Source organism: Burkholderia sp. MSMB1459WGS (genome assembly GCF_001534535.1).
GTDB lineage: Bacteria > Pseudomonadota > Gammaproteobacteria > Burkholderiales > Burkholderiaceae > Burkholderia.
Genome location: NZ_LPMU01000066.1, coordinates 1 through 845 on the forward strand (window position 1 = coordinate 1; position 845 = coordinate 845).

1 protein-coding gene is annotated in these 845 nt (G+C 66.4%); it reads left to right on the forward strand.

Annotation, left to right across the window (positions count from 1 at the left end):
* The coding region (locus tag WT97_RS25925; protein ID WP_257128557.1) for an Ig-like domain-containing protein at positions 1-845 on the forward strand (845 nt) is incomplete at both ends.

The window sequence follows — 845 nt, forward strand, 5'->3', positions numbered from 1 at the left end:
TGGACGTATACGCCGTCGACCCCGCTGCCGATCGGCACGGTGATTGGTGTGACGGTCACCGACGCAGCAGGCAATACGGGGCCGTCTGCCTCGGTAACGGTGTCGGGGGATACGACGGCGCCGGCGGCCCCGGTCGTTGTTAGCGTCACGGATGACGTCGGTTCGATCGCCGGCGTGCTGACGACTGGCGCAACGACGGATGACACGACGCCGACGCTTGCCGGTACGGCGGAAGCGGGCAGCACAGTGAGCGTCTATGACGGCACGACGCTGCTGGGCACCACGACGGCAGACCCGTCCGGAAACTGGACGTTCACGCCGCCGACGGCGCTGGGTGAAGGCGCGCACAGCTTGACCGTCACCGCAACGGACACTGCGGGTAACGTCAGCGCGCCGAGCGCGGCATTCGACCTGACAGTCGATACGACGGCGCCTGCACTGCCGACGGTGAACGCAACGGACGGTACGTCGCTGTCGGGTACAGCCGAAGCGGGCGCAACGGTCAACATCGACACGAATGGCGACGGTACACCGGATGCAACCGTGACGGCGGACCCGAGTGGCGCGTGGACGTATACGCCATCGACCCCACTGCCGGTTGGCACGGTGATCGGCGTGACGGTCACCGATGCAGCAGGCAATACGGGTCCGTCTGCCTCGGTAACGGTGACGGGCGATACGACGGCACCGGCCGCACCGATCATCGGCACCGTGACGGATGACGTGGGCTCCGTTGTGGGTGCGATCGTTTCTGGTGGTAGTACGGATGACGCAACGCCTACTCTTGCTGGCACGGCGGAAGCGGGCAGCACAGTGAGCGTTTATGACGGCACGACGCTGCTGGG